We start from the raw sequence: 984 nt of genomic DNA on the forward strand, positions 1-984 counted from the left end.
GACAAGGAGTTCCAGTGGTGGAACGAGGACGTCGAGCAGTTCCGCGCCGAGAAGGCCAAGAAGTACATCTCGCTCAACGAGGCCGAGCGTCGCGCCGAGCGTGAGAAGCAGGACAAGCAGCGGGTGGATCGCCAGGTGATCCGCAAGCAGCTGGGCCTGGATCTGGACCCGCTGGCCGATGACAGCAATGACGACGGCCTGACCGGCAACGAGCGTGACATCGTCAAGGATGCCGCCCGTGAGAAGGCCGCCGAAAAGCGCCCGGACCCGCTGCTGCGCGAATCGGCCGCGATCCTGGCCGACGCGGTGAACCTGCTGGAGACCGACCGCCCGCTGTCGGCCCAGGTGCTGCCGCAGTCCACCGGCGTGGGCCGCTGGGCGGACTGAGGGCGGTCACCGCCCCCGCCTCGGGGGCATGAACCGAAAGCAACGAAGGGTCGGCCAGTGTGCCGGCCCTTCGCCGTTTAGACCCGGCACATACGCCGGGGTGGCTATGCTGGGCGCAGTCTGTCCCTGCAGGAGCGCGCATGCGCCTGTCCCACGTAATCCCGGCGGGCCTGCTGGCCGTGTCGCTCACCGCGTGCGGCGGCCGCGCCGCCGACAGCACCCTGATCCGCGAATCCTTCGATTCCGGCGACACCTATTCGCGCACCGTGCCCGGTGCCCCGGCGCAGGCCTGCGAGGCGGCGCGCCGTACCCTGCTCAGCCAGGGCTATGCGATCGCGCGGGCCGACACGGCGGCGGTGGAGGGCAACAAGAACTTCCAGCCGCGCGACGAGGAGCACGAACAGCTGGTGCTGCGGATTTCCTGCGCGCCGCGCGGCGACCAGGCGCTGGTGTTCGTCAGTGCGGTGCAGGACCGTTACGCGTTGAAGAAGAGCCCGACCTCCGCCAGTGTCGGCGTGGGCGCGCTGGGCTCGGTGTCGCTGCCGTTCGGCAGCAACGACGACTCGCTGGTGAAGGTGGCCAGCAGCACCGTGCAGG

At 69.7% G+C, this 984-nt stretch carries 2 protein-coding genes; both read left to right on the plus strand.

The features are described 5' to 3' along the window. A partial coding sequence (locus DBR34_RS22975) for a carboxy terminal-processing peptidase (RefSeq protein ID WP_258223893.1) occupies window positions 1–387 on the plus strand: 387 nt, incomplete at its 5' end. Between the two features lie 140 nt (window positions 388–527). Continuing rightward, the coding region (locus DBR34_RS12825; RefSeq protein WP_128097078.1) for a DUF2242 domain-containing protein at window positions 528–984 on the plus strand (457 nt) is incomplete at its 3' end.

It is taken from the genome of Stenotrophomonas sp. HMWF003 (assembly GCF_003061285.1).
In the GTDB taxonomy this organism is placed as follows: domain Bacteria; phylum Pseudomonadota; class Gammaproteobacteria; order Xanthomonadales; family Xanthomonadaceae; genus Stenotrophomonas; species Stenotrophomonas maltophilia_AP.